The sequence below is a fragment of the Mycobacterium sp. 852002-53434_SCH5985345 genome (assembly GCF_001667155.1).
Lineage (GTDB): Bacteria > Actinomycetota > Actinomycetes > Mycobacteriales > Mycobacteriaceae > Mycobacterium.
The window spans coordinates 49,960-71,395 of sequence record NZ_LZIE01000074.1; the positions used below are offsets into that span (position 1 = coordinate 49,960).

Below are 21,436 nucleotides of genomic sequence, written 5' to 3' on the forward strand. Positions count from 1 at the left end.
CGGTGATGCATCCGGCGCCCACGACGAGGCGGGCAGTCACCAGGGTCCCGCTCATGGTCGGGATTGCCGTAGTGGTGGCGCTGGCCATTCTGGCCATCCCCATCAAGCAACGATGCGGGGCGCCGGGCTTGTCCTGCGCGACCGCGGTGGACCCCCGGGGCAATGTTCATTACTACTACGAGGTCGAGCCGCTCGGTGTCTACCTCGCCGAGATCTTGGCCGGCTCGAACATCACCGTTTTCTACGAGTCGGGCGAGGACCTCGTCCCAGCCCGATAGCCGCCGTCTCGGCTCGATAACAAGTTCGAGTCGGTCCCGTCGGCAGTGTGACCTTGTCGAAACCACGGTGCGACGCTCGAGCCGGAACGCGCTGGTCAGACCGGGATTGCCGCCGCTAACGCGCGCGCGGGCCGCCGCAAGGGGCCGACCTGGGAAGCCTTCTCGATTGGGGGCTTCACAGCAAGCTAACGCATACTTGACACCATGCTTGAAGCGACATCGCCGCAAACCGCCGCTGCGGTGGCTGGTGATGCGCTGGGCGTGGGCAGAGGTTTGTGATGGCCCGCTCGGGCGGTGCTCATCGCCGCCATCGAGCCGTCCGCCAGCCCTCACGTTTCCGCAAAGGGCTGACGCGCACCCTGGGCGCGCTGATCTCGGTGGCGGCGGTGGGGATGACCGGGGCGGGATACTACGTGGCTCACGGCGCGCTGGGCGGCATCACCGTCTCGAACGCCCTGCAGCCCGACGATCCGCGGTCCAGCGGCGACGACATGAACATCCTGCTGATCGGGCTGGACTCCCGCAAAGACCAGGACGGCAACGACCTGCCCTGGTCGATCCTGAAACATCTGCACGCCGGCGATTCCGACGACGGCGGCTACAACACCAACACACTGATCCTGGTGCACGTCAGCGCCGACAACAAAGTTGTGGCCTTCTCAATCCCGCGCGACGACTGGGTGCCCTTCACCGGGGTCCCCGGATACAACCACATCAAGATCAAGGAGGCGTACGGCCTCACCAAGCAGTACGTCGCGAACAAGCTTGCCAACCAGGGCACCAGCAGCCAGAAAGAACTTGAGACCAAGGGTCGCGAAGCGGGCCGGGCGGCGACCCTGCGCGCGGTGCGCAGCCTGACCGGCGTCCCGATCGACTATTTCGCCGAGGTCAATCTGGCCGGGTTCTTCGACCTGGCGCAGACACTGGGCGGGGTGGAGGTCTGCCTCAACCATCCCGTCTACGACTCGTATTCCGGTGCCGACTTCCCGGCAGGGCGACAGACGCTGGACGCCTCCGAGGCGTTGTCCTTCGTCCGGCAGCGCCACGGGCTGGAAAACGGGGACCTGGACCGGACCCACCGGCAGCAGGCGTTCATTTCGTCGGTCATGCAGGAGCTGCAGGCCGCGGGAACCTTCACCAACTTGGACAAACTCAAAGGCCTGATGGCGGTGGCGCGCAAGGATGTGGTGCTGTCTTCCGGGTGGGATGAGGAGATGATCCAGCGGCTGGGTTCGCTGGCGTCCGGCGGCCACGTCGAGTTCCGGACGCTTCCGGTAGTGCGCTACGACAACATCGACGGCCAGGACGTCAACATCATCGACCCGGCCGCGATCAAGGCGGAGGTGGCCACTGCGATCGGTGCCTCGCCCCAGACCACGACGCCCGCCACCACAGCCGCAAAACCGAGTCCATCAACCATCGTCGACGTCATCAATGCCGGAAGCATGAGCGGACTAGCGACCGAGGTGTCGCACGCCCTGCAAAACCACGGCTACACCACGGGGCAGACCCGGGACCGCAATTCGGGTGAGCCCACGGCGAGCACGGTCGCGTATGGCGCCGGGTCGGAAACCGACGCACGTAACGTGGCCAAACTGCTCGGCCTCGACGCGCCCAGCCAGCCCGATCCCAGCGTCCAGCCCGGACATATCAGGGTGACCGTCGATACCAATTTCTCGGTGTCGATGGTTGACGACGGCACTTCGGACGAAACGGCGAGCACCACAACGTCGACCAAGGCCAAGAGTTACTACTACAACGGCACCACCACGACCTATCCGACGCCGGATCAGGGGAAACCGATCGACGGCGGCGGCGTGCCCTGCGTTAACTAGCGGCTAAGCGTGCGTTCCGCCGTCGATGCGGATCTCGGTCCCGGTGATGAACGCGCCGTCATCGGAGACCAGCATTGCAATCACCCCGGCGACCGCCGACGGGTCGGCCATCCCGGTGCCGCTGGACTCCACCGTGGTCGGCAGGATCGGCATCAACCTCGAAAACAACGACCAGTCAGCGTCTTTCGGGATGTATCCCCCGGTCGCGTCGGTGATTCCGGACTTGATGCTGCCGGGTGCCACACAGACCGCACGCAGGCCGTCACGCGCGTATTCGAGCGCCAGTGAGTGAGTGAAGGCCTGGATTCCGCCTTTGCTTGCCGCGTACGCCGCCATATACGGGTGGGCGAACGACGCCGAGGTCGAACTGAAGTTGACGATCGCGCTGCGCGGATTCGCCAATAGCATCGGAAGCGCCTCGCGCACAACGAGAAACGTCCCGGTCAGGTTGACGCCGACGATCTGGTTCCACAGTTCCAGGCTGGTCTGGTGGGTGTGCGCGGCGCGCAGGATGCCGGCGGCATTGACCAATGAGTCCAGGCCGCCGAGCTTTTCGACGGTCCGGCGCACGCCGTCGATCACCGAATCCTCGTTGCCGACGTCCATCGGCACGGTGGTGAGGCGGCCGGCGGTCGCGGCCTCGTCCGCGCGGGCCCGGGTGGCGTCCAGGCCGGCCTCGGCGACGTCGGAGGCAACCACGGTGGCGCCCTCGTCGAGGAGCCGCAGCGCGGTCGCCTGCCCGATCCCCGACGCGGCGCCCGTCACCAGGATTCGCTTGCCCTCGAGTCGATTCATTGGTCGCTCCCGTGCTCGTCGCGTCACTAGGCGCTCATCATCGCAAAGGACGGCCCCCGGCAAGGCAGAGTGGATGCATGGACATCGGATTTATCGGCTTGGGCAACATGGGCCGGGGCATGGCCGCCAACCTGATCGGGGCGGGCCATCAGGTCACCGTCTACAACCGCTCCCCCGGCAAGGCGGAGGGCCTGGTCGAGCGGGGCGCCACTGCCGCCTCGACCGTCGCCGAGGCGTGCACCGGCGACGTGGTGTTCACGATGCTGGCCGACGACCACGCCGTCGAGGCCGTTGCGTTCGGCGGACACGGGATTCTGGCGGCACTGGCCGCGGGCGCCACGCACGTCTCGTCGAGCACCATCAGCGTTGCCCTCTCGGAGCACCTGGCCACCGCGCACGCCGAAGCGGGTCAGCGGTACGCCGCGGCGCCGGTATTCGGTCGGCCCGAAGCGGCCGCCGCCGCAAAGCTTTTCGTCGTCGCGGCGGGCGAGCCGCAGGTGCTGCAACCGCTGTCCCCGCTGTTCGACACGATCGGCCAGCGGACCTTTGTGGTGTCCGAGCAGCCGCACAGCGCCAACCTGGTGAAGCTGAGCGGCAACTTCCTCATCGCTTCGGTGATCGAGAGCGTCAGTGAGGCCGTCGCGCTGGTCGCCAAGGCGGGGGTCGACAGGCAGCAATACGTCGACATCCTCACTTCGACGCTGTTCGCGGCCCCGGTCTATCAGACCTACGGCGGGCTCATCGCCCGCCGGGAATTCGAGCCGGCCGGCTTCGCCGCCCAGCTGGGCCTCAAAGATGTTCGCCTGGCGCTGGCCGCCGCGGAGCAGTTGCAGGTGCCACTGCCGGTGGCAAGCCTGCTGCGTGACCGCTTCCTCACGTTGGTGGCTACGGGCGGCGGGCACCTAGACTGGTCGGCGCTCGCCACGCTCGCCGATCGAGATGCCGGCCTGGGATCAGACGACTCCGCGTAGCCCGTCGGCGCCGAACGCGGGTTCCAGCATCGCCGAGTAGTCCGGGCCCCGTCGCAGCATGAGCCCACCGTCGACGTTGATGATCTGCCCGGTGATGTAGCACGCGGCATCGCTGAGCAAGAACATCGCCAGGTTGGCGACGTCCTCGACCTCGCCGGGCCGCGGAAGCGGCGTGCACTCGCGGTAGTCGTCGCTCACCTCCGGCAACGCGAAGACCGGGGCGACCAGATCCGTGCGGATCAGGCCCGGCCGGATGCTGTTGACGCGCACCCAGGACGGGCCGAGCTCGTCGGCTGCCAGCTGCATCATGTGGTCGACGGCCGACTTGCTGACGCCATAGGCGCCGAACCACCGGTGGGTGTTGCTGGCGGCGATCGATGAGATGCCCACGAATGAGCCACCGCCGCCGCGGACCAGCTCCCGCGCGGCGTGCTTGAGCACGTACATGGTGCCGTTGACGTTCAGATCGACGGTGCGCCGCCAGCCTTCGGAGTCAATCTGGGTGATCGGCCCGATGGTCTCAGAGCCACCGGCGCAATGCACCACCCCGTGGAGTTGACCGTGCCAGGCAGTGGCGGCGTCCACCGCGCGGGCGGCCTCCTCCTCGTTGGTGACGTCGGTCGGCTCGTAGCGAATGGACCCGCCACTCCCAAGCGCTTCGATCTCGCTGACTGCCCCCGCCAGCCGGTCGGGGTTGCGGCCGACGATCATGACCGAGGCGCCCGCCACGACCAGTCCGGCGGCGACGCCCTTGCCGATCCCGCTGCCACCGCCGGTGACCAGATATGTCCGGTTTTCGAAAGAAAGCTGCACGCCGACGCCCTCTCAAACTGAAACAGGTTCTAGATATCGAACCACGTGGAGAACTCGCGGCGGCAACGGGTGGTCGCGTGCGGCCGGCGAGCGTTACGGCGTATCGCGGCGGGCCACCTGCGTCGGCTTGGCGTTGCGCCAGTCCTCGACGTCGGGCGGCAGTCCGACCGCGTACCTGTTCTCGTTGTGGGCCGCCCAGTGCGCATGCCCGAGCTCGTGGATGTGGAACGCGTGCCGCAGGGCCTCGGTGAATCCCATTGCGTCGGAAGCGGCGTTGACCGAGTCCTTGACGAGCAGCGCCGCCATCGTGGGCCGGTCGGCGATGCGCCGGGCGAATTCCAGTGTCTTGTCGGCCAGCTCGTCGACCGGGAACACCTTGGACACCATGCCAAGCCGATAGGCCTCGTCGGCGTCGAGCGCATCTCCGGTCAGCAGCAGCTCTTTGGCCTTCCGGGGACCGAATTCCCAAGGGTGAGCGTAATATTCGACGCCCGGCATCCCCAAGCGCACCGCGACGACATCGCTGAACTTGGCATTGTCGGCGGCCACGATGAGATCGCACGCCCAAATCAGCATCAGACCCGCGGAGATCGCGTTGCCCTGCACCTGGGCGATGGTGATTTTGCGCAAATCCCGCCAGCGGCAGGTGTTTTGGAAGAAGTAGTGCCACTCCTGCAGGTAGATCTTCTCCGCGATCGGATCGCGGGTCCCGCCGTTGATGCGGAAGCTAGGAAGCTGGCTTCGCTCGGCGATCGCCAGCTCTGAGCCCAGGTCGTGGCCGGCGGAGAAGTTACGGCCGCGCGCCGCCAGGATCACCACGCGCACGGTGTCGTCGGCCTCGGCGCGCAGAAACGCCTCGTCGAGTTGCACCAGCAGGCCGCGGCTTTGCGCGTTGTGGGCCTCCGGCCGGTTGAGCCATATCCGCGCGATGCGGCCCTCGTCGAGGGTTTCATAGCTGACCAATTCGTCAGCATCGGCGTTGCCCGAATGAGCACCGGTTTGCTCGGAGAGTGTCATGCGGCCACCTCGTTTGTTGTCAGGTCCGACGTCGTTACACATTACGGCCAGTGTGTAAGTGGGTCACCGGTGGGTGGGTGAGCCGTCCGGCCGCATGCCGAGCGGCAGCAGGCGGTGGTCGCGGGTGAACGCCAGGCGGACCAGTCCGAGTGCGACGACGACGGTGGTGGCCGCCACCGAGCCGAGGATCAAGAACATCACGACGGCCTGGACCAGCACGGCCTGCACCGGGTGCACGCCGGCGAGGATGAGTCCCGTCATGGCACCCGGGAGGAACACCAGCCCGGTGGCTTTGGTGGTTTCGATCTGCGGCGAGATCGCCGACCGCAAGGCGGTCCGCAGGTACGGGGAGGCGGCCTGACGGGAGGGTTGCCCGAGGGCGAGCCTGGCTTCAACCTCGTCACGCTTGTCGCGGAGCTCGTCGACCAACCGCCGGGCGACCAACACCGTGGCCGTCATCGAGTTGCCGATCATCATCCCGGCGACCGGCACCAATGTCCGCGCCTGTAGGGGGAACACCCGCAGCCCGAAGATCACCCCGAGGGTGATGACGGCCGCGGCGGCGAACGCCGCGATCGTCAGCGGCGCGAGTCGCGGCACCTCAGGCGCCCTACGCCGGGCGAGATCCCCGGCGTAGGCCACCATGCCAGCCACCCACGCCCATGACCACCACAGCGAACGGCCGGGCTCGAACAGCAACGTCAGCGCGCCGCCGACGAGCAGCAACTGCGCCAACGCGCGGGCCGCCGCCCATGCAAGCTGCCCCTGCAGCCCCAACCGCTGCCAGAGCGAAATCGCCGCCGCGAACGCCACCAGAATGAGCGACGCGGCCAGGCCCATCCAGCCAACCTGGCCGTTCATCCCGCCACCGACCCGACCGGGCCGAGCCCCAGGCTTCGGCCCCGCTCGATGTGCAGGACCCGGTCCGCGGCGCGTTCCACCTGCGCCGGATCGTGGGTGACCCACAGCGCGGGAATCCCGTCGACCGCCAGGTCACGCACGGCACGCTCGATCACCCTGGCGGCCTCGGCGTCGACCGCGGAGGTGGGCTCGTCGAGGAGCAACACCTGCGGTTGGGCCATCAGGGTGCGGGCCAGGCACATCCGCTGCGCCTCCCCGCCGGACAAGGCCGTGGCGTCGCGGTCCAGCCACGATCCGGTCAGAGCGACCCGGGACAGGGTGTCCCGCATCCGTTCGTCGGAGGCGTCTGGGTTGGCCGCCCGCAGGTTGTCGGCGACCGTCCCCGGAAACGGCGACGGACGCTGGAAACACATGCCCACCCGGCGCCGCAACCACAGGGGATCGATGCCGGCGACGTCGTCCCCGCAGAACGACACCGTGCCGCTCGTTGGGACCTCGAGCCGGTTGCACAGCCGAAGCAGGGTGGTTTTGCCCGAGCCCGACGGTCCGAACACCGCGGTCACGCCCCGACCCGGGATGGCCGCCGTCAGGCCGTCCAGCCCCCGGACGCCTCGCTGCTCAACGACCACGTCGAGGAACTCGAACATCAAGTCCTCACCCACCTGCTCATCCTGCATCACCTACAGTTATGTCATGGCTACGAAATCTGACCCTGGCGAGATCGACGACGTCGAACCCGTTGCCGACAGCACCGCGAGCCAGGCCAGGCGAGTCGTCGCGGCCTATGCGAACGACGCCGACGAGTGCCGCGTCTTCCTGTCCATGCTCGGTATTGGGCCCGCAAAACAAGACGCGTAAATGGCACCCGGGGACGGGCACGACTCGACGACACCGACCTTCGGGAATTCCGACTTTGTGGTGGTCGCCAACCGGCTGCCGGTAGACCAGGAACGGCTTCCCGACGGCACCACGGCGTGGAAGCGCAGCCCCGGCGGCCTCGTGACGGCCCTGGAGCCGCTGCTGCGCCGCCAGCGGGGCGCGTGGGTCGGCTGGGCGGGCGTCGCCGAGGAAGAGACCGATTTCGACGACGAGCCCATTGTCCAGGAGGACTTGGAGCTGCGCCCGGTGCGACTGAGCGCCGACGACATCGCCGAGTACTACGAGGGATTCTCGAACGCCACGCTGTGGCCGCTGTACCACGACGTCATCGTCAAACCGATCTACCACCGCCAATGGTGGGACCGCTACGTCGAGGTCAACCGGCGCTTCGCCGCGGCCACCTCCCGCGCCGCCGCCCAGGGCGCGACCGTGTGGGTGCAGGACTACCAGCTGCAACTGGTGCCGGCGATGCTGCGAGAACTGCGGCCCGACCTGACCATCGGCTTTTTCCTGCACATCCCCTTCCCGCCGGTGGAATTGTTCATGCAGCTGCCGTGGCGCACCGAGATCATCGAGGGCCTGCTCGGCGCCGACCTGGTGGGCTTCCACCTGACCGGAGGCGCCCAGAACTTCCTGTTCCTGTCCCGGCGATTGATCGGCGTCAACACGTCCCGCGGGTCGGTCGGGGTGCGGACGCGGTACGGCGAGGTCGATCTCGGGTCGCGCGTCGTCCGGGTCGGCGCCTTCCCCATCTCCATCGATTCGGGCTCGCTCGACCAGGCCGCCCGCGACCGCGACGTCAGGCGCCGCGCCCGGGAGATCCGGGCCGAGCTGGGCAACCCTCGCAAGGTGCTGCTCGGCGTCGACCGGCTGGACTACACCAAGGGCATCGATGTGCGGCTGAAGGCCTTCTCGGAGTTGCTCGCGGAGGGACGGGCCAAACGCGACGACACCGTTTTGGTGCAGCTCGCGACGCCGAGCCGCGAACGCGTGGAGAGCTACCAGATTCTGCGCAACGACATCGAGCGCGAGGTGGGCCACATCAACGGCGAATACGCCGAGGTCGGTCATCCGGTGGTGCACTACTTGCACCGTCCGGTCCCCCGCACCGAATTGATCGCGTTCTTCGTGGCCGCCGACGTCATGCTGGTCACCCCGCTGCGCGACGGCATGAACCTGGTCGCCAAGGAGTACGTCGCCTGTCGCAGCGACCTCGGCGGTGCGCTGGTCCTGTCCGAATTCACCGGCGCTGCCGCCGAACTCCGGCAGGCCTATCTGGTCAACCCGCACGACCTCGAGGGCGTCAAGGACGCGATCGAAGCGGCGCTGAACCAGCCCGTCGAAGAGGGTCGGCGCCGGATGCGGTCGATGCGGCGTCAGGTCCTCGCCCACGACGTCGACCGCTGGGCGCGGTCATTCCTGGACGCGTTAGCGGAGCCGCAGGCGCAGGACGCCAAGTAGGCCGCCCGAACCCATGGTGTTGCCGCGCAAACGCTGTGATACTCGGTGGATCGGTGCAGGGGAAGGACCGGAAGGGAGGGCACTGTGAAGCTCCGTCGCGCGTTGGCCGCTGGCGCAGGCATCTTCTCGGCTGTCGCCATCGGAATCGCACTGGACTCCGGTGACCCCGCGCACGCGATCGGACCGCCCCCGGATGGCAACTACAACTTCAACGAGGCGGGGGTCTCCGGGGTGACCTGGACGATCTCGGCGTTGTGCGACCAGCCGTCCGGAACCCGAAACATGAATGACTATTCCGACCCGATCGTCTTCGCGATGAACTGCGCCCTGAACATCGTGAGTTCGACGGCCGAACGGATCACCGCCGCGGACAAATTACAGAACTTCAGCGGCAGGGCCCGAATGTCCAGCATGCTGTGGACGTTCAAAGTCGAGAAACCGGACGGCGTCTCGTGTCCGGGCGGCGGCACCGCACCGTCCACCGAAACCTACGCGTTCAGCGACGAGAACATGAGCGGCACCCACACCAGCCTGCACGGCGCCGTCTGCGGGATGCAGCCGGAGATGAAGAAGCAACCGTTCTCGCTGCAGATGACCGGCCCCCCGCCCAGCCCGGTCGAACGTTATCCGTTGTACTGCAACGGCATTGCGATGTGTTATTAAGATGTGCGCCTAGATCGGCGTGATGTAGGCGATCAGCCATTGCTTGCCGATCTTTTTGAAGTCGACCCGCAACCTGCTGCCGTCGTAGAGCGGCTGGCGTGTTTTGTCGGTCACGGTGCGGTTCATATAGACCATCAGCGATGCCGAATCACGCTTGGCGGACATCACTCCCACGCCCACGACGCTGGCCTGGACGACCACCTCGCGCTTTTTGGCCTCCGGAATGATCTGCGTGTTGGCGCTTTTCCGGAATTCCTGGCGGTAGTCGGGGGTCAACAGCGGGTACGCGTCGCTGAGGCTGCGTTCCACCGTCTGATAGTCATAGGCGAAGACCTGGGGAATCTCCTTGGTAGCCAACGCAGGTAGCACCGCCCGCGCGGCTTCCTCGCCGCGCGTCTGCACCCGCTGCCAGTAGAACCAGCCGGCCGCCGCGGACAACCCGACGAACACCAGAATCAGGAGATAGCCCGCGACGACGAGCAGCCGGCGCCGCCACCGCATCAATTACCCCCGTTGGGATACTTCAGGTCGTAGCCCGTCATCCGCCCCTGCTCGTCCTCGTGCACGATCACTCGCAGGCGATAGGGCATGGAGGGTTTGTTCACGCCGTCGATGTCGGCGACCGTGACCCGCACCGAAACAAGCACGGACGCATTGTCGGTGACCGTGTCGATGCCCTCGAGCGCGGCGCCGTTTATGACCGCTTCGGACGTGGCGTTGGTGGACCGGAAGATGCCCTTGAGGTTCTCGATGTTGTTGTTGGCCCCGAGCATGCCGCGCAGCGGTCCGCTGGTGCCGTTGAAGAAGCGGTTCACGCTCTCGTCGATGTTGTCCTGCTTGTAGCTGAACATGTTGACCACCGTCTGCGTGGCTGTGTCGACGAAACGCTGGTCGCGTGATTGCTGGGCGTTGGCGTGCCGCTGCTGGACGACGAGCACGGCCAGGCAACCGGCCAGCGCGCCGATGGCCAACACCGCGGCCGCGAACGAAATCCATGCCACCAGGGCACGGTGCGGTCGGCGCCGCGGTGGCGGCTTGAGCGACTTGAGCGCCTTGACGGGCTTGGCCGGCCGCGTCGGCGCGGCTTCGACCTGCACGGTGGCGGCTTCGTTCACTTCGCCGTTCGCGGGGCCGGCCGCGCGGGAGGCCCGACGACGGACGCGCTGATTGGTCGTTGGCTCCTCTGCCACTACATCGGCCTCGGATCAAGCATCAGGTCCACCCAATTCTCGGCGCTGGACACGCCGCTAGCACCGGCCGCGAAAATACCAGTGCCACCGGCCGGGTCCTTAAATGCGCCGGTCTTCTCGTCGTAGGTGGCGTACGCAGGCCCGCTGGCCTGCGGTTGGCCGCCGGGCGGCGGACCCCACGGCTTCTCCGGTCCCGGGCCCGCCGGCGGGGGATTGATCCCTTCCGGCGGCGCCGGCGGCGGCAGCCACTTGGGATACGGCAGCTGCGGCGGCACGGGCGGAACCCCGGGCGGCTGCCACGACGTGAACGGCGGTGGCGGCCCGTTGTCGTTGGGCGGTGGCGGGTCGTATGCCGGCTGTTTGTTCGGCAGCGGGCCGGGCCCCGACACCACCCCGGGCGGGGGTGGCCCGACGATCGGGGTGCCCGGATCGGGTTCCGCACCCGGCGGGATGTAGGGGAACTTGTTGGGCGGCAACACGTTCAGCCCGTTGGTCACCGGGGTGTCGTACGGCACGGGCGGACCGCGCCACGGGTTGCGACCAATGGGGACGTAGCCCTTCGGGTCGCGGCAGAGCTGAACGGTCGGCGCCCGCTTGCCTGGGAATTCCTGGCACGGATAGTTGCGCGCGCCCCGCACGGTGCTCGGATCGTTCTGGGCCACCTTGCAGTACATGTCCCTCGGCAGCTCGCGCACCGTCTCGTCGGCCGGCGTGCGCATCAACGGCGGGGGCAGGAAGCCGACGGCGCACGGCGGCGGGTCGTTCAGGTCCAGCTTGAAGTCCAGCTTGGCGCCTTCGTCCTGCGGCGCACCGCCCGCCGCCGTGGTGATCGCGGCGAACAGCGCCGGCAGCACGACCAGCAGCTGCTCTATCGACTTGTGGTAGATCACCCCCACCCGACCCAGGTTGGCCAGGCTGGCGGCCAACGTCGGGAAGGACGGGCGGATGCCGGAGAACGCGGTGCTGGCCTCGTCGGTCGCGCCCGGGGCGGTGGCCAGCGTGGAGCGCAGCTGCGGGTCGGCCTGGCGCACCTCGGAGGTGAACCGCGCTAGCCCGTCGGACAGCGACTTGATGTCGGCGCCGGCGCGAATCTGCGACTGCAGGAACGGGCCGGCCTGGTCGATCAATTGGGAGACTTCCGGATAGTTGGCGTTGGCCTCGTCCACCAGCAGACGGGCGGACTCGAACAGCCGGGCCAGCTCGGGTCCCGACCCGTTGGCCGCGATGAACGTCTCATGCAACACCTCGCGCAACCGGGTGTCGCCCAGGCTGTTGGTCAGCGCCTCCGCGCGCTTCAACAGGTCGGCGACGTCCTGACCGATCCGGGTGTTCTGCCGATCGATCCGAAACCCGTTGCGCAGCTTGGTCCCCGCCGGTGCGCTCGGTGGCACCAGGTCGATGTATTGCTCACCGACGGCCGATACGCTCTTGACGGTGGCGGTGACGTTTGACGGGATGGCGGTTCCGCTGTTCAACCGCATCCCGGCGGTGACGCCATTGGGATTGAGCCCCACCGATTCCACCCGGCCGACGGCGACGCCACGGTAGGTGACGTTGGCGTTCTTGTACAAGCCACCGCCGGCTACGAAATCGGCCGTCCCGGCGTAGGTTCCGAGGCCGAACGTCGAGGGCAGCCGGAGGTAGAAGATCGCCATCACGGTCAATGTGATGGCGGTGATCACCGCGAATATCCACAGCTGGATTTTGGTCAGTCTGTCGTGCATCTGCGCCCGCCCCCTACTGTCCCGAAGCCGTGCCGGGCGGAATCTTGAACGGATCGGCCGCCTGTCCGGACAGGTTGGCCATTTCGCCGACCAAAAAGTCGGGCGGATTGAGGATCTCGTTCATGTGGGCCATGTTCGGGTCGAAATACGCCGTGGTGAAGAAGGTTTCACCGAGCCGGCGCAGCGTTAGATCGAACGTGGTGAACACGTTGAGATAGTCACCGCGCACCGCGTTCTTGATGCCGAAGTTGGGGAAGGGGAACGTCAGCAAGAGCTGCAGCGACGTGACGAAGTTCTTCCGGTTGTCGGCGAGCGCCTTGGAGGCGGCGTACAGGTCCTTGAGGTCGGCGGCGAAATCCACCTTCGTTTTTGCCAGCACGTGCGAGGTCACCGTCGCCAGCTTCTTGAGCGCGGCGAACGCCTCGACGATATGGTCGCGGTTCTTGTTGAGCACCCGAATCGCGTCGGGCAGCGTGTCCAGTGCCCGGCCCAGGTTGTCCTTGTCGCGGGCCAGGCTCGCCGAAAATCGGTTCAACCCGTCGACCGCATCGATGATGTCGTTGACCTGCCGGTTGAGTCCGGCGGTCAGTTCCGCCAGCCGGGGGACCAGGTCGACGAATTGGTCTTGCCGACCAGCAACGGCCTGATAGGTCTCGTCGGTGATCTCTTCGAGGGCACCGACATTGCCCTTGTTCACCACGACGCCGAGGGCCGACAGCACCTCCTCGGTGGTGGGATAGCGGCCGGTGTTGGCCTCGGAGATCTTGGACCCATCGGAAAGTTTGCCGACGGCCGGCTTGCCCTTGGGGCGGGCCAGGTCGATGTGCATCGAACCCAGCAGCGATGTCTGGGCGACGGTCGCTGTCGCGTTGGCGGGCAGCGCGACATGGTTGTCCAACGACAATTTCACTGCCGCGTAGAACGATCCATCGGACCGCTGCACGGCCTGGATACCGGAGACACTGCCGACCGTGACGTCGTCAACCATGACCGGAGAGTTTTGCGGCAGGGTCGCCACGTCGGGCAGATCGACAGTGATCGAGTAGGCGCCGCCGCCATGGCCCGCCGTCCCAGGCATCGACAGCGAGTTCAGGCCGTTGAATTGGCAGCCCGCCAGCAGCGCGCTCCCCGCCGCTAAAGCGCTACCGCGCAACCACATCCGGTTCACTTAGCCGCCCCCCTGGTCGGCCGGCGGCGTCGGCGCCTGGCCCGGCGCGGGGCCTGGTAGGGGCCCGAACGCGCTCCCTGGTCCGGGGCCGGGGGCCGGGGGGGCATTACCCAAGGCCGGCGCCTGGCCGGGGGCCGGGGCGGTCTGCGGGGCCGGCGGGACCAACAATGCCTGCAGGTCCGCCGGGTTCTGGGCGGCGGGGGGCGTCTTGGCACCATTGGCCGGGATCCAGGTGAGATCGGGAACCGGTGTGGCCGACTTGGCCTGAGTTTCCGGGGTGTCGTAGATGATCTGACCCTTGTAGGCCGTGATCGTGTTGAGCGGGTGGAACATGATCGGCGGGTAGTTCACCGTGAGCCGGCGCAGCACCGGTCCCAGCCGCTCGCGGCACAGCTCGGCGCGCCGGAAGTAGTCGGGCGCGCGTGGCCCGGCCGCGGTTTCGAAGGACCCACCGCAGATGAACTGCACGGGGTTGGCGAATTCCGGAATCGACAACAGGCCGTTGAGCGTGCCCTGCGCCGGGTCGTAAATGTTGTAGAAGTTTGCGATGCCGGGGCCCGCCACGTGCAAAACCTGCTCGATATTCTCGCTCTGGTCGCTCAGCGTCTTCGCGAAGTCGTTGAGGTTGTTGACCGTATCGATGATGGTCGAGTTGTTCTCGTGCAGGAATCCCCGGATGTCGGAGAGCGCCTTGTTGAGCGTGCCCAGGGTGTTGTCGAGGTGACGCGAGCTGTCGGCGAGCACCTGGGAGACCGAGGCGACGTTCCCGGCGAACTGCACGATCTGTTCGTTGCTGGCCGACAGCGCGTTGACCAGAACCTGAAGATTCTTGACCGTGCCGAAGATGTCACTGCGTGAATCGCCCAGCCGCCCAGCGGCTTGGGAGAGTTCGCGCAACGCGTTGTGGAACGACTCGCCGTTGCCGTTGAACGTGTCCGCGGCCTGATTGATCGCCCGCCCCAACGGCCCCTGCATCGACCCCGTGGTGGGACCGAGCTGCACGGCCAGCTGCGTCAGCGACTCTTTGACCTCGTCCCACTCCACCGGAACCCCGGTACGTTCCAGGGCGATGCTCCCGCCGTCGGGCAGCACCGCGCCACCGGTGTACGCCGGCGTCAGCTGAATGAACCGCGCCGCCACCAGGTTCGGCGACATGATGATGGCCTTGGCGTCTTTCGGGATCTTCACGTCCTTGGACACCGACATGGTGATCTTGACGTCGGAGGGCCGCGGCTCGATGGTGTCGATCTGACCCACCGGAACGCCGACGACCCGGACCTGGTCGCCGGGGTAGAGCCCGACCGCGGACGTGAAGTAACCGACGATGCTGCGCGTATTGCCGGTCGACGACAGCACATATACGCCACCCACCAACACCGCGATGAGCGCGATGGCGGTGGTGTAGCGCAGCCCCCGGCTGCCGGCGATTCGCCGCATCATGGCGACTTCGGCCTAATGATCCAGCGCTCCTGGATCAGCCCGCGCAGGTAGTCGGCCAAGCTGGCCGGCATCTTGCCGGGCTGGTAGAAGAAGTCGAACATCGTCGCGAGCAGCGGCGCGGGGATCACCCCGTAGACGTTGACGTTGAATCCCGGCCCGGACCCCACGACCTCGCCCAGCTCGGTCGCGTAGGTCGGCAGCCGCTTGAGGGCCTCGGTGATGTAGTCGCGGCGCTCGTTGAGGTTGCTCAGCACGTCGTTGAGCTTGCTCAGCGCCGGCCCGAACTCCTTACGGTTGTCGGCGACGAAGCCGGAGATCTGCGCCGAGAGGCCCTGGATCCCCGAGATCAACCGCCCCAGGGCGGCTCGCCGCTCGTCGAGCGCAGCGAACAACTCGTTACCGTCGTCGACCAGTTTGTTGACCTGGCCGGCGCGCTGGGACAGCACGCCCGTAACCGACTTCGCATGCGCCAGAAGGCTTTGCAGCGCCTCGTCGCGCCGGTTCAGGGTTCGCGACAGCGTCGTCACACCGTCGAGCGCGCCGCGCAGCTCGGGGGTGGCGTCGTGCAGCGTGTCGGTCAATACGTTCAAGGCCTGCTCGAACTGAGGCTTGTTCAGGTTGTTGGCGTTTTGACCCAGGTCCTCCAGCGCGCCGGCGAGGGTGTACGGCGTGGTCGTGCGGCTGAGCGGGATCGTTGTCGACCTGCCACTGCCGGCCGGGCTTACCGCGATGGACCGCTCACCGAGAATGGTGTCGGTGCGGATCGCGGCGAGTGACTGATCCCCAACGGCGACATGGCGATCCACGCTGAAGCTGATCTTGGCGCTGTCTCCGGCGAGGCCGACCGACGTCACCTTGCCGACCTTGAAGCCCGAGACGTACACCGCGTTACCGGGATTGATGCCGCCTGCGTCGGAGAAATAGGCGTCGTAGATCTTTCCCTGCGGCCAGAACGGTAATCCCGCGTAGCCGAATGCGATGAGCACAACGCACACCACCAGCACCACCCCGAAGATGCCGGTGCGCAGCGGATCGCGCTCACGCTTTGCGTTACTTGGCAAAAGCGCACCTCCCCTTGCTGGGATCCACCTGGCCGCCGAGGGGCAGCAGGATGTCGCTGCCCGCCGGGCCATTGATCTTGATCGTCACCGAGCAGAAGTAGATGTTGAAGAACGAGCCGTAGGCGCCCAACGCGGCCAGCCGCAGATAATCCTCGCCAAGCTGCTCGACATCGTTGTTGACCTCGGCCTTGCGGTCGTCCAGTTCGGTCGCCAGCGGCCGGGTGTTCTCCAGAATGCCCTGCAGCGGCCGGCGCGAATTCTGCAGCAGCTCGGTCAGATCCGTCGTGGTCGAGGCCAGCGGCGGGATGGCGCCCGCGATGTCGTCCTTGTTCTTGGCGAGCCCGCTGATCAATTGCTGCAACTGGTCCACGCTGGTCGAGAACTGGGCGCTGCGCTCATCGACGGTCTTGAGCACGGTGTTGAGGTTGTTGATCACGTCACCGATGAGCTGGTCCCGCTGGCCCAACGCCGACGAGAACGCACTGGTGTCGGCCAGCACGTTGGACAACGCGCCGCCCTGGCCCTGCAGCAACTCGATGACGGCGCTGCTGATCGTGTTGACCTTGTCCGCGTCCAGCCCCTTGAGCACCGGCCGAAGCCCGCCCAGCAGCGCATCGAGATCCAGTGCGGGCTGGGTGTGTTGGGCGTTGATCGTCCCGCCCGGCGGCAGCTTCCGCAGCTCCCCGGGTCCCGAGGTGATCTCCAAATACCGGTCACCGACCAGGTTTTCGTAGCGGATCACCGCGCGCGTGGAGGAATAGAGCGTGTAGCGCTTGTCGAGTCCGAACGACACGTCGATGGTGTTGTCCTGGTTGAGCTTCACGCCGGACACCGCACCGACCGGCACGCCGGCGATACGCACCTTCTGGCCCGCCTTCAACCGCGACACGTTGGTAAACGTTGCGTGGTAAGTGCTTTCGGGACCGAATCGGAAGTCGCCGAAGACCACCACAAGTCCCGCGGATACCAGCAGCATGGCCACCGTGAAGATGCTGACCTTGATCATCATCGAGCGGTGTGTCGGCATCTCCCCCGCGGCCATCAGAAGTCGTCCCGTTCCGCGAAGGCGCCGTGGAACAAGAACTGCAGCGTCGAGGGCGCGTCGAACTGCAGTTCGGTGAACGGCTCGTACGGAATGTTCGCGTTGTCGGTGACCAGGAACGGCGACCGGAAGAACGACCCGCCGGTCTGTTTCGTCGGAATGTCCGGCAACCCGCGGCAATTCGGTCCACCGGAGGCGTTGACGATCGGCAGGGACTCGGGGAAGGTGTACGCCGGCGCACCGAGCACGAAGCTCGAGGACGTGAACAGTCCCGCCTTGCGGACACCGAGCAGCGGGGCGAATTCCTTGATACCGCGCTCGATTCCCGCGAACAGGCAGCCGAATTCGGGCGAATAGTCCGCGGCCACCTTCAGCGGGGCCCGCAGCCGGTTGATGGCGTCGATGAAGTTCTGCTCGGCCGGCGCCAACGTCTCATAGGCGTTGTTGGCCAGGCCGATGGTGGCCAGCAAGGTGTCGTTGAGGTTGTTCTGCTGGTCGACAACGGTCTTGTTGATCGTCGGTAGGTTGTCGAAGATGGTGTTCAGGTCCGGAGCGGCGTCGGCATAGATGTTGGTGACGACAGCGGCCTTACGGAAATCCTCCTGCAGCGCAGGCAGCTTCGGGTTTGCCTGGCGCGTCAATGTGTTCAGGCCCGACAAGATGCCGCCGAAGTCGTCGCCGTGCCCACGCAGACCTTCGGACAAAGCGCTCAGCGTCCCGTTGAGCTCGACGGGGTCGATCTTGTGCAGCAGGTCCATCAGCGACTGGAACAGGGTGTTGACTTCCAGCTGCACCGCGGAGGCCGCAACGTGCGCGTTGGGACGTAGCGAGGTCGGAGAAGGGTTCTGCGGCGGAAGGAATTCGACCGACTTGGCGCCGAATATGGTGTTACCCGCGATATGCACCGGCGAATTGGAGGGAATGAAGCGCATGTCGTCGCTGTTGATGCCCAGCGTCAGACGCGCCTGGTCATCGGAGTAGTCGATGGCCTCGACCTTGCCGATCTGGATGCCCCGGTATTTGACCTTGGCGCCCTTCTCCATCACCAGCCCGGCCCGGGGAGCCGAGACCGTGACCTTGTCGATCGAGGCGAAAGCCGCTGTGTAGGAAAGGTAAGTCACGAGGGCGAACGCCAGTATCAGGCTGGCCAGCACCGCTGCTGCCACCCGGACGGAGCTACGTCGCATTCCTGTGTTTGCCATGTTCCTTTAAGCGGTCCTCTTACCCGGAGAGGTTGAAGTTACCGGACGCGCCGTAGACAGCGAGTGAGATGAACAGTGTGATGACGACGACGACGATCAGCGAGGTGCGCACGGCCTGGCCGACCGCGATGCCGACGCCGACCGGGCCGCCGCTGGCGTTATAGCCGTAATAGGTATGGACGAGCATCACCGCGATGGACATCACGATCGCCTGGAGGAACGACCACAGCAGGTCCGACGGGATGAGGAACGTATTGAAGTAGTGGTCGTAGAGACCCTTGGACTGGCCGTTGATGTACACCGTGGTGAAGCGGGCGGCGAAGAACGCCGCCAGTACCGACAGTGAATACAGCGGGATGATCGCGATCAGTCCGGCGATCAGCCGGGTGGACACCAAGTAGGACACCGAGTGCACCGCCATGCATTCGACCGCGTCAATTTCCTCGGATACCCGCATGGCGCCCAATTGCGCGGTGGCACCGGCGCCGATGGTGGCCGCCAGCGCGATGCCGGCGATCACCGGCGCGACGACGCGAACGTTGAGAAAAGCCGACAGGAAGCCTGTCAGCGCCTCGATGCCGATGTTGCCCAACGACGAATACCCCTGCACGGCGATGACCCCGCCGGAGGCCAGGGTCAGGAAGGCCGCGACGCCCACTGTGCCGCCGATCATGACGAGCGCCCCGGCGCCCATTGTCATCTCGGCGATCAGCCGGACCGTCTCTTTGCGGTAGCGGGTGAGGGCATTCGGGACGTATCGGACAGTTTGGCCGTAGAACAACGCCTGCTCACCGAAGTCGTCGATCGGCTCCTGCAGCCGGAAGGCGAGGTTGCGCAACCGGTAGGTGACGTCGTAGCTCATCGAGTGCTCACTTCGCCGAGATTCGCACGCCGATGGCGGTCATCACCACGTTGATGACGAACAGACAGATGAACGCGTAGACCACGGTTTCGTTGACCGCGTTGCCGACGCCCTTGGGGCCGCCCTTGACGGTCAGGCCGCGATAGCAGCCGACCAGGCCGGCCATCACACCGAACAGCAGCGCCTTGACCTCGGCGAGCACCAGCTCACGCAGGCCGGTCAGCACCGTCAGCCCGTTGATGAAGGCGCCGGGGTTGACGCCCTGCAGGAAGACCGAGAACACGTAACCGCCGGACAAGCCGATGGCGCACACCAAGCCGTTGAGCAGGAGCGCAACGACAGTGGAGGCCAGCACGCGGGGTACCACGAGCCGCTGGATCGGGTCGATGCCCAGAACCCGCATCGCGTCGATCTCCTCGCGGATGGTGCGCGCACCGAGGTCGGCGCAGATCGCGGTGGCACCGGCACCCGCGACGACGAGCACGGTCACCACCGGACCCAGCTGGGTGATGGTGCCGAAGGCCGTTCCGGCGCCGGACAAGTCGGCGGCGCCGATTTCACGCAGCAGGATATTGAGCGTGAACGCCACCAGCACAGTGAATGGGATCGATACCAGCAGCGTGGGGACTAGCGAGACGCGCGCGATCATCCACGTCTGTTCCAGGAACTCGCCCAATTGGAACGGCCGGCGGAAAGACTGCCGGCCGGTGTCGATCATCATTTCGAAGAACCCGCCGACTGCGCGGGCGGGAACGGCAAGCTGCTGCATCAACTTGGCTACCCCCCTCAGCTGCTCGCGGCGAAGTCTATGCGTCGCCTTAGCGGTGTCGTTCGTCGCATGCGGCTCGGTGTGAGCCGGATCATATTAACCCAGAACAAGTTAATGCTGTCAATGAACAGCATTTCCTTGTCTGAAACGTTAACTTGCCAGGTCAGATGCGCTTACGCCATTCCAAACTGACACACGTTCTTACTGCTGATTCCCCCCCACGAAGTAACCTCACACAGCTATTGCTCCATCAGCCCGACCGCGGAAAAGTTCCGCTCCGGATCCCGCCCAGCAAAGTACTCTTGCAGCGTCGCGCTCAGTTGCGCAGGCTCCCACGCCTCACCCGCGGCGCTGAATTGATGTTCAGCGGTCGGGGCCGCAACCAGTGTCACCCGGGGCCCGTAGACAATGAACACCTGACCGTTGACTTCCGCGGCCGCCGGCGATGACAAGAATTTGACCAGGCTGACCACATGCTCAGGTGACAGGGGGTCGATGCCGCCCGCCTCGACCTCGGGTGCGGCACCGAAGACGTCGGCCGTCATGGCGGTGCGGGCGCGCGGGCAAATCGCGTTGGCGCACACTCCGTAGCGACCCAGCGCCCGCGCGGCCGTCAGGGTGAGCGAGATGATGCCGGCCTTGGCGGCGCCGTAGTTGGCCTGACCCACCGGGCCGACCAGGCCCGCCTCCGACGCAGTGTTGACCAGCCGGCCGAAGACGGTTCCCCCGGCATCCTTTGCCTTGGAGCGCCAGTAGGTGGCCGCGTTGCGGGTCAGCAGGAAGTGGCCGCGCAGGTGCACGGCGATCACCAGGTCCCATTCCTCGTCGGACATGTTGAACAGCATCCGGTCGCGGGTGATCCCCGCGTTGTTGACCACAATGTCGAGTCCACCGAGACCATCGGCCTGGGCGACCAGCTCGTCGGCGGTTGCCCGCTCGCTGATATCGCCGGCCACCGCGACCGCCTTGGAGCCGGCGGCATTGATCTCGTCGATGACGTCGGAGGCATCGAGGGCGGCGGCGATGTCGTTGACGACGACGGTGGCGCCCGCCCGAGCCAGGCCGAGGGCCTCGGCCCGGCCCAGTCCCGCGGCCGCACCGGTCACCACCGCAACCTTTCCGGAGAGATCGGTCGCGTTCGTGCTGCTAGTCAATTTATGAATACCTCTAGTTTCTGGTGGCGCACTTCAGTCTTCGCGCAACAGCGCGGCTCGCGGACACTCGGCGATCGCCTGCTCGGCCAACTGCTCCTGGTCCGCGGGAATCGGGTCGAGCTTCACGACGGCGTAATCGTCGTCGTCCAGGTCGAAGATATCCGGCGCAATTCCCATGCACACAGCGTTACCTTCACACCGGTCACGGTCGACGATCACCCGCACAGCACCCTCCTTGCACCTGGCCTTCA

General features: G+C 66.2%; 23 protein-coding genes. 6 read left to right on the forward strand and 17 right to left on the reverse strand.

The genetic code is table 11. The features are described from left to right. The first annotated feature begins 5 nt into the window (after nucleotides 1-5). Complete coding sequence (locus A5756_RS17760) at nucleotides 6-278, forward strand: hypothetical protein (protein ID WP_066955127.1); 273 nt, start codon at nucleotides 6-8, stop codon at nucleotides 276-278. A gap of 278 nt (nucleotides 279-556) precedes the next feature. Then, entirely contained in the window at nucleotides 557-2,113 is a 1,557-nt protein-coding gene (locus A5756_RS17765; RefSeq protein WP_066955130.1) for an LCP family protein, read from the forward strand. Between the two features lie 3 nt (nucleotides 2,114-2,116). Here A5756_RS17765 and A5756_RS17770 read toward each other — a convergent pair whose 3' ends face one another. After that, a complete protein-coding gene (locus tag A5756_RS17770) occupies nucleotides 2,117-2,908 on the reverse strand; it encodes an SDR family NAD(P)-dependent oxidoreductase (RefSeq protein ID WP_066955132.1) in 792 nt (263 codons plus the stop codon). A 77-nt stretch (nucleotides 2,909-2,985) separates the two neighbouring features. Between A5756_RS17770 and A5756_RS17775 the strand changes: the two genes are divergently transcribed. Further along, on the forward strand, nucleotides 2,986-3,879 hold the full coding sequence (locus A5756_RS17775; RefSeq protein ID WP_066955135.1) for an NAD(P)-dependent oxidoreductase: 894 nt from the start codon (nucleotides 2,986-2,988) through the stop codon (nucleotides 3,877-3,879). On the opposite strand, the gene A5756_RS17780 is transcribed toward A5756_RS17775, so the two are convergent. The 4 genes from A5756_RS17780 to A5756_RS17795 form a co-directional block, all read right to left on the reverse strand. Next, nucleotides 3,862-4,692 carry an SDR family oxidoreductase gene (locus A5756_RS17780; protein WP_066955138.1) on the reverse strand — a complete coding sequence of 277 codons (831 nt, stop codon included), beginning with the start codon at nucleotides 4,690-4,692 and terminating at the stop codon, nucleotides 3,862-3,864. The two genes, A5756_RS17775 and A5756_RS17780, sit on opposite strands and share 18 nt — an antisense overlap. A 93-nt stretch (nucleotides 4,693-4,785) precedes the next feature. After that, complete coding sequence (locus A5756_RS17785) at nucleotides 4,786-5,709, reverse strand: enoyl-CoA hydratase (RefSeq protein ID WP_066955141.1); 924 nt, start codon at nucleotides 5,707-5,709, stop codon at nucleotides 4,786-4,788. 63 nt (nucleotides 5,710-5,772) lie between these two features. Then, nucleotides 5,773-6,570, reverse strand: a complete 798-nt coding sequence (fetB, locus tag A5756_RS17790; RefSeq protein ID WP_066955144.1) for an iron export ABC transporter permease subunit FetB — start codon at nucleotides 6,568-6,570, stop codon at nucleotides 5,773-5,775. Next, a complete protein-coding gene (locus A5756_RS17795) occupies nucleotides 6,567-7,247 on the reverse strand; it encodes a phosphate ABC transporter ATP-binding protein (RefSeq protein ID WP_197505795.1) in 681 nt (226 codons plus the stop codon). Before A5756_RS17795 ends, fetB begins: the two co-directional genes overlap by 4 nt. 16 nt (nucleotides 7,248-7,263) lie before the next feature. Here A5756_RS17795 and A5756_RS25975 point away from each other — a divergent pair, with 16 nt between their 5' ends. The 3 genes from A5756_RS25975 to A5756_RS17805 all read left to right on the forward strand — a co-directional run bounded on the left by A5756_RS25975 (nucleotide 7,264) and on the right by A5756_RS17805 (nucleotide 9,573). Next, the gene (locus A5756_RS25975) at nucleotides 7,264-7,428 is read left to right on the forward strand and encodes a hypothetical protein (protein WP_156659617.1); all 165 of its coding nucleotides are present in this window, start codon (nucleotides 7,264-7,266) and stop codon (nucleotides 7,426-7,428) included. After that, nucleotides 7,429-8,910: a trehalose-6-phosphate synthase gene (locus A5756_RS17800; protein WP_066955146.1), complete on the forward strand. Its 1,482-nt coding sequence runs from the start codon at nucleotides 7,429-7,431 to the stop codon at nucleotides 8,908-8,910. A gap of 84 nt (nucleotides 8,911-8,994) precedes the next feature. Then, a complete protein-coding gene (locus tag A5756_RS17805) occupies nucleotides 8,995-9,573 on the forward strand; it encodes a hypothetical protein (RefSeq protein ID WP_066955149.1) in 579 nt (192 codons plus the stop codon). Between the two features lie 9 nt (nucleotides 9,574-9,582). On the opposite strand, the gene A5756_RS17810 is transcribed toward A5756_RS17805, so the two are convergent. The 12 genes from A5756_RS17810 to A5756_RS17865 form a co-directional block, all read right to left on the reverse strand. Then, nucleotides 9,583-10,074 carry a mammalian cell entry protein gene (locus tag A5756_RS17810; RefSeq protein ID WP_066955154.1) on the reverse strand — a complete coding sequence of 164 codons (492 nt, stop codon included), beginning with the start codon at nucleotides 10,072-10,074 and terminating at the stop codon, nucleotides 9,583-9,585. Continuing rightward, nucleotides 10,074-10,763 (reverse strand): mammalian cell entry protein, encoded by a 690-nt coding sequence (locus A5756_RS17815; protein ID WP_066955157.1) that lies wholly within the window; start codon nucleotides 10,761-10,763, stop codon nucleotides 10,074-10,076. The genes A5756_RS17810 and A5756_RS17815 overlap by 1 nt, the downstream gene beginning before the upstream one ends. After that, complete coding sequence (locus A5756_RS17820; protein ID WP_066955160.1) at nucleotides 10,763-12,487, reverse strand: virulence factor Mce family protein; 1,725 nt, start codon at nucleotides 12,485-12,487, stop codon at nucleotides 10,763-10,765. Before A5756_RS17820 ends, A5756_RS17815 begins: the two co-directional genes overlap by 1 nt. A gap of 13 nt (nucleotides 12,488-12,500) precedes the next feature. Beyond that, entirely contained in the window at nucleotides 12,501-13,655 is a 1,155-nt protein-coding gene (locus tag A5756_RS17825; protein ID WP_066955163.1) for an MCE family protein, read from the reverse strand. Next, nucleotides 13,656-15,095 (reverse strand): virulence factor Mce family protein, encoded by a 1,440-nt coding sequence (locus tag A5756_RS17830; RefSeq protein ID WP_066955166.1) that lies wholly within the window; start codon nucleotides 15,093-15,095, stop codon nucleotides 13,656-13,658. Next, the gene (locus A5756_RS17835; protein ID WP_066955170.1) at nucleotides 15,092-16,156 is read right to left on the reverse strand and encodes a virulence factor Mce family protein; all 1,065 of its coding nucleotides are present in this window, start codon (nucleotides 16,154-16,156) and stop codon (nucleotides 15,092-15,094) included. The genes A5756_RS17830 and A5756_RS17835 overlap by 4 nt, the downstream gene beginning before the upstream one ends. Continuing rightward, nucleotides 16,146-17,198: a virulence factor Mce family protein gene (locus A5756_RS17840; protein ID WP_066955174.1), complete on the reverse strand. Its 1,053-nt coding sequence runs from the start codon at nucleotides 17,196-17,198 to the stop codon at nucleotides 16,146-16,148. Before A5756_RS17840 ends, A5756_RS17835 begins: the two co-directional genes overlap by 11 nt. Continuing rightward, entirely contained in the window at nucleotides 17,198-18,400 is a 1,203-nt protein-coding gene (locus tag A5756_RS17845; RefSeq protein WP_066955177.1) for a virulence factor Mce family protein, read from the reverse strand. The genes A5756_RS17840 and A5756_RS17845 overlap by 1 nt, the downstream gene beginning before the upstream one ends. A 19-nt stretch (nucleotides 18,401-18,419) precedes the next feature. After that, a complete protein-coding gene (locus tag A5756_RS17850) occupies nucleotides 18,420-19,262 on the reverse strand; it encodes an ABC transporter permease (RefSeq protein ID WP_066955180.1) in 843 nt (280 codons plus the stop codon). 7 nt (nucleotides 19,263-19,269) lie between these two features. Further along, nucleotides 19,270-20,034 (reverse strand): ABC transporter permease, encoded by a 765-nt coding sequence (locus A5756_RS17855; protein ID WP_066955184.1) that lies wholly within the window; start codon nucleotides 20,032-20,034, stop codon nucleotides 19,270-19,272. 236 nt (nucleotides 20,035-20,270) lie between these two features. Next, nucleotides 20,271-21,185: a 3-oxoacyl-ACP reductase gene (locus A5756_RS17860; RefSeq protein ID WP_066955187.1), complete on the reverse strand. Its 915-nt coding sequence runs from the start codon at nucleotides 21,183-21,185 to the stop codon at nucleotides 20,271-20,273. A gap of 33 nt (nucleotides 21,186-21,218) precedes the next feature. Next, nucleotides 21,219-21,410 carry a ferredoxin gene (locus A5756_RS17865; protein ID WP_066955960.1) on the reverse strand — a complete coding sequence of 64 codons (192 nt, stop codon included), beginning with the start codon at nucleotides 21,408-21,410 and terminating at the stop codon, nucleotides 21,219-21,221. Nucleotides 21,411-21,436: the final 26 nt, after the last annotated feature.